The 5,836-nt window shown below is 69.2% G+C and carries 5 protein-coding genes; all 5 read left to right on the top strand.

The features are described from left to right. Positions 1-494: 494 nt before the first annotated feature. The gene (locus D6682_02000; protein ID RMH52386.1) at positions 495-1,652 is read left to right on the top strand and encodes an alanine--glyoxylate aminotransferase family protein; all 1,158 of its coding nucleotides are present in this window, start codon (positions 495-497) and stop codon (positions 1,650-1,652) included. A 4-nt stretch (positions 1,653-1,656) separates the two neighbouring features. Further along, positions 1,657-3,243 (top strand): phosphoglycerate dehydrogenase, encoded by a 1,587-nt coding sequence (locus D6682_01995; GenBank protein ID RMH52385.1) that lies wholly within the window; start codon positions 1,657-1,659, stop codon positions 3,241-3,243. A 21-nt stretch (positions 3,244-3,264) separates the two neighbouring features. Further along, on the top strand, positions 3,265-4,200 hold the full coding sequence (locus D6682_01990; protein RMH52388.1) for an ATP phosphoribosyltransferase regulatory subunit: 936 nt from the start codon (positions 3,265-3,267) through the stop codon (positions 4,198-4,200). 36 nt (positions 4,201-4,236) lie between these two features. Continuing rightward, positions 4,237-4,998 carry a competence/damage-inducible protein A gene (locus tag D6682_01985; protein ID RMH52384.1) on the top strand — a complete coding sequence of 254 codons (762 nt, stop codon included), beginning with the start codon at positions 4,237-4,239 and terminating at the stop codon, positions 4,996-4,998. Between the two features lie 119 nt (positions 4,999-5,117). Beyond that, positions 5,118-5,836: aminotransferase class III-fold pyridoxal phosphate-dependent enzyme (locus tag D6682_01980; protein ID RMH52387.1), on the top strand; the 719-nt coding region annotated here is incomplete at its 3' end.

Below are 5,836 nucleotides of genomic sequence, written 5' to 3'. Positions count from 1 at the left end.
TCCGGCCGCGGATCGGATGGCTTCCGGCCGGAAGGGGGGCGAACGGGGCGACGCTCTTCCGCCGCCGACCGCTTGGCCGCAACCCTGCCTGCGGCCGTGAGGCGATGTCAAGCGCGGGAGGCTGCCTTTGGGGTGGGGGAGCGGTTTGCATTGCATGGGTCCGTTCCTACCATGCGCATCGCCCTGCCCGATCGCGCACGATTCCGTGGCGGCATGACGGGACCGCCGTGGTGCCCGTCAGAGCGGCATTCGCGGCCGTTCTGTTCGTGCACAACGTCAGGTTGTTCGTGCAACCTGTTCTCGTGTATGGAGAAACGTCACCGATCGGGCGTCTTTTCCGGTGGTTTCGCAAGCAGCCGTCGTTACGGCGTCGGCATGCCGTGCGGCGCGGCGGGTTGTCTGTGGAGATCGGTGGAAGACAAAGGGGCGAAGCGCCTGCGGCGATGCCCTGTGCAGCCGTCTGCGCAATCATCCGAAACAAGGAGAGGAACGCATTGATCAAACACTATCTGCTTTCGCCCGGGCCGACGGCCGTCCCCGAGCGTGTCCTGCTACGCATGGCGCAGCCGATGATCCACCACCGCACACCGCAGTTTTCCGCCCTCTTCGCCGAGACCCGGGAGATGCTCAAGGAGGTGTTCGGCACCGGCCAGGATCCGTTGATGCTCGCCTCCTCCGGCTCCGGCGCGATGGAGGCGGCGATGGTCAATCTCTGCGCGCCCGGCGACACCATCATCTACGTCAACGGCGGCAAGTTCGGCGAGCGCTGGGGGAAGATCGCCGTCCGGCACGGCATCCATGCGGTGGAGATCAAGGTGCCGTGGGGCGAGCCGGTCACCGTCGGGGCGGTCGCGGAGGCACTGGACGACCATCCCGAGGCGAAGGGGGTCTTCGTCCAGGCCTCGGAGACCTCGACCACCACCGAACATCCGGTACGCGAGATCGCCGCGTTGACCGCGCAGCGAGAGGGGTGTGCCATCGTGGTCGATGCCATCACCGCCCTCGGGGTGATCGAGATGCCGATGGACGACTGGGGGCTGGATGTGGTGATCTCCGGCTCGCAGAAGGCCTTCATGCTGCCGCCGGGGTTGGCCATGCTGGCCTGTTCGGAGAAGTACTGGTCGCTTGCTCGCCCATCCCCGCAGGGGAGCTTCTATTTCGATCTGACCGTCGAGCGGAAGAGTCAGATGAAGGGGAAGGATACCACCGCATGGACCCCGGCGGTCTCCCTGATCACCGGCCTCAACGAGGTGTTGCGGATGATGCGTGAAGAGGGGTTGTCGGTGCTCTACGCCCGCCATGCCCTGTTGGCGGAGGCGGCCCGCGCCGGGGTGCGGGCCCTGGGCATGGAGCTGATCTCCTCTGCGCCGGCCACCTCGGCCACCGGCGCCTGGGTACCCGAGGGGATCGACGGCGCCGCCTTCGTCAAATATCTGCGCGATACCATGGGGGTCACCTTCGCCGGCGGTCAGGATCATCTCAAAGGGAAGATCGTGCGGATCGCCCACCTCGGCTACTACGACGTCTTCGACATCGTCACCGCGATCAGCGCCATCGAGATGGCGCTCGACCGCTTCGGCGCCGATGTGGAGATGGGCAGGGGGGTGGCGGCGGCGCAGCGGGTGCTCGCCGGCCGTTTCCCCCGGGTGTGACGCCATGGCCAAGGTCTGGATCGCGGACAAGATGAGCCCCCAGGCGGTGGAGATCTTCCGCCGCCGGGGGATCGAGGTGGATTACAAGCCGGGCCTCTCCGAGGAGGAGAAGCTGGCCATCGCCGGCGACTACGACGGCATCGCCGTCCGCTCGGCCACCCGTCTGGAAGGGGCGCTGCTCGATGCGGCCAGGCGGGTGAAGGTGATCGGGCGCGCCGGCATCGGGGTGGACAACATCGATGTCGATGCCTGCTCACGCCGCGGCATCGTGGTGATGAACACCCCCTTCGGCAATACGGTGACCACCGCCGAGCTGGCCGTCGCTCATCTGGCGGCGGCGGCGCGCATGATTCCGCAGGCCGACGCATCCACCCGAGCCGGCAAGTGGGAGAAGTCCCGCTTCATGGGGGTGGAGCTGACCGGGAAGAAGGCGGGGGTGGTCGGCGCGGGCAACATCGGTGCCATCGTCTGCGACCGGCTGCGCGGCCTGCGGATGGAGGTCTTCGTCTACGACCCCTTCATCTCGCGCGAGCGTGCCGAGGCGATGGGGGTGACCAAGGTGGAGACACTGGAGGCGCTGGCGGAGATGGTCGATGTCCTGACCATCCACGTCCCCCTGGTCGAGGCGACGCGCAACCTGATCGATGCGAAGATCCTCGGGCGGATGAAGCGCGGCGCGATCCTGGTCAACTGCGCCCGCGGCGGGATCGTCGACGAGGATGCGCTGTTCGATGCGTGCAAGTCGGGCCATCTGCGCGCGGCGGCGCTCGACGTCTATGCCGAGGAGCCGGCACGGGAGAACCGGCTCTTCTCCCTGGAGAACGTCACCTTCACCCCCCACATCGGCGCCTCGACCGACGAGGCGCAGCAGAACGTCGCCGTGCAGATCGCCGAGCAGATGAGCGACTACCTGCTCGAGGGGAGGGTGAAGAACGGGATCAACGTCCCGTCGGTCGGCGAGGAGGAGTCGCGCGAGCTGGGGCCGTTCGTCACGCTCTGCCGCCGCATGGGCGAGTTCGTCGGCCAGATGATGCGGCCGGGCTACAGCCGGGTGACGCTCCATTTCGAGGGGGCGGTCTCCTCCATGAACCGCAAGCCGCTGGTCAACGCCCTGCTGCAGGGGCTGCTCACCCACAGCTTCGACGAGGTCAACGCGGTCAACGCCGGGGTGATCGCCCGCGACCGCGGCATCGAGGTGGCCGAGGCGGCGCGTGCCCGCAGTGACCACTTCTCCAGCCTGATCCGGGTCGAGGTGGAGGGAGACGACGGCCGCCGCTCTGTCGAGGGGGTGCTCTTCGACGGCACCCGCCCTCGTCTGGTCACCATCGACGGCTGTGAGCTGGAGATGGATCCGCGCGGCACCATGATCTTCCTGGAGAACCACGACCGCCCCGGAGTGATCGCCGGCGTCGGGGCGGTGCTGGCCCGGGCGGGGATCAACATCGGGGACTTCCGCCTCGGACGTCGCGGCACCTCCGGCAAGGCGGTGGCGCTGGTCAGTGTCGATTCCACCCCCGACGATGCGGTGCTCGACGAGCTGGCGGCGCTCGATGCCATCGAGATGGCCCGGCTGATTCGGCTGGAAGGATAGCCGGTGGAGGTCGCTGCGGCGCTGCGTCCGGTCGTCGGTATCGATGATGCCTTCGGTGTGCGGGCGGAGGCCTTGCGTTCGCTCCAGCGCCGGCTGGCGGAGCTCTTTGCCGATGCCGGCTATCAGGAGGTGATCCCTCCGATCGTCGAACGGCCGGAGTCGCTCGCCTGCGGTGCCGGCCGCTTCCTCGCCGAGCAGACCATCGTCTTCTCCGACCCGGCCGATGCCGGACAGCTGGCGCTGCGGCCGGACATCACGCCGCAGATCGCCCGCCTGGCGGCCACGCGCCTGCGACAGCAGAGCGAGCTGCGGCTCCACTACTCCGGGCCGGTGGTGCTCGCCCGCGCCGGAGAGGGGGGAGAGGGGCGGCAGCAGTGGCAGACCGGGATCGAGCTCTTCGGCATCGGCGGGATCGAGGCGGAGATCGAGGTGCTGCAGCTGGCCGGCCGGGCGATGGTGCAGGCCGGCTTCGATGCGCCGCTGTTGCGCATCGGCCACATCGGTCTGCTGCAGAGCCTGCTGGGGGAAGATGCCGACCTCGCCTACTGGGTGGCGCTGCTGCGACGGCGTTCGCCCGAGGATCTGCACCGGGCGCTCGACGGCGCCGGCGTGGCGGCGGATGCCGCAGCGTTGTTGACGGCCATGGTCCGCGACGGCGGCGATCTGGAGCTGTTGCGGGACCACGCCGGGATCAACGACGCCTTCGGGCGTGCGGTGGATCTGCTCGATACGCTCCGCCGCCGGCTCGAGGAGGTGCTGGGGGGATGCTGCCGGGTGGAGGTCGACGGTCTGCTCACCCCCCGCTTTCTCTACCACAGCGGCACCATCTTCTGCGGCTACGCCGAGGGGCACAGCCGGGTGTTGCTCCACGGCGGCCGCTACGACGCCATGATGGCCGCCCACGGTCGGGACCTGCCGGCGATCGGCTTCTCGTGCGATCTGTGGCGGTGGATCTGACATCGGCAACGCGAGAGGGCGGAATGGCGGCCGCGGATGGGTGCGCCACCGGAGCGGTGTAGTGCGGTGACCGCGCGTTTCGATCGGGCCGGCTTCGTGGCCATCGGCAACGAGCTGCTCTCCGGCCGCACCCGGGAGGCCAACAGCTTTGTCGCCGCGCAGCGGCTCTTTGATCGCGGCTGCCGCCTGATCGAGGTGGCGGTGGTACCCGACGACCGGGAGGTGATCGTGGCCACGCTCGGCCGGTTGCGCGCCCGCGCGCCGGCGGTGATCACCTGCGGCGGCATCGGCCCGACCCACGACGACATCACCATGGAGGCGGTCGCCGCCGCCCTGGGTGTGCCGCTCCTGACCGATGCGGCGACACTGGAGTTGATGCGCGCCCACTACGGCGCCGACCAGCTCAACGAGGGGCGGCGACGTATGGCCCGGCTGCCGCAGGGAGCCGAGCCGATCGTCTGTCCGAAGTCGATCGCTCCGGGGGCGGCGATCGACGGCATCTTCGTGCTGGCCGGGGTGCCGGAGATCTTCCGTTCGCAGCTGGAGGCGATCCTGCCCCGCTTCGGCGGGAGGACGATCCACCGCCGCACACTCCCCTTCCGCGGCTTCGAGAGCCGCTTCTACCGCCGGCTGCAGGCCATCCAGGAGCGCTTTCCCGAGGTGGAGATCGGCTCCTATCCGCGGCGTTGCGCCGACGATCCCCACGGCGAGATCGTGGTCAGCGGCTGCGACCGGGAGGCGGTGGCCCAGGCTGCGGAGGCGGTGGCGACGATGTTGCGGGAGATCGCCGGGGGTTGAGCGGCACCGTACGGGAGGAAGGTGCGGCAACCGTGCGGCCTCGTGCGGTGGCCCGGAGTACACCGGTCGACGACTGGATCGGCTTCGACCGCGACCATCTGTGGCACCCTTATGCGCCGATGCCGGCGATCGATCCGGTCTGGCCGGTGGTGGCGGCCGAAGGGGTGGAGCTGGTGCTGGCCGACGGCCGGCGGCTGATCGACGGCATGGCCTCGTGGTGGTGTGCCATCCACGGCTACCGCGTGCCCGAGCTCGACCGGGCGCTGGTGGAGCAGTCACGCCGGATGAGCCATGTGATGTTCGGCGGGCTGACCCATCCGCCGGCAGCGGCGCTGGGGAGGCGGTTGCTCTCCATCGCCCCTTCCGGCATGGAGGCGATCTTTTTCGCCGACTCCGGCTCGGTGGCGGTCGAGGTGGCGATCAAGATGGCGCTGCAGTACTGGCGGTCGCAGGGCGAGCCGGGCCGCCGCAGGCTGCTGACCATCCGCCACGGCTACCACGGCGACACCTTCGGCGCCATGGGGGTGTGCGATCCGGTCTCCGGCATGCACCACCTCTTCACCGGCATGCTCCCCGACCATCTCTTCGCCGAGGCGCCGGCGGGGGCGCGCTGGCACCCCGATCAACTAGCCGACCTCGAACGGCTGATGGAGACGCGCCACCATGAGATCGCGGCGCTCATCTTCGAGCCGCTGGTCCAGGGGGCGGGGGGGATGCGCTTCCATGCGCCGGAGTTCGTCCGCGGCGCGCGCAGGCTGTGCGATCGCTACGGAGTGTTGCTCATCCTCGACGAGATCGCCACCGGATTCGGTCGCACCGGCAGCCTCTTCGCCTGTGA

Source organism: Zetaproteobacteria bacterium (assembly GCA_003696765.1).
Lineage (GTDB): Bacteria > Pseudomonadota > Zetaproteobacteria > Mariprofundales > J009 > RFFX01.
This window is presented reverse-complemented; position numbering and strand designations above follow the sequence as displayed.

Coding starts and splice junctions, on each gene's coding strand:
- D6682_01995 (RMH52385.1), top strand. CDS start 1,657: ATGGCCAAGGTCTGGATCGCGGACAAGATGAGCCCCCAGGCGGTGGAG.
- D6682_01985 (RMH52384.1), top strand. CDS start 4,237: ATGGGTGCGCCACCGGAGCGGTGTAGTGCGGTGACCGCGCGTTTCGAT.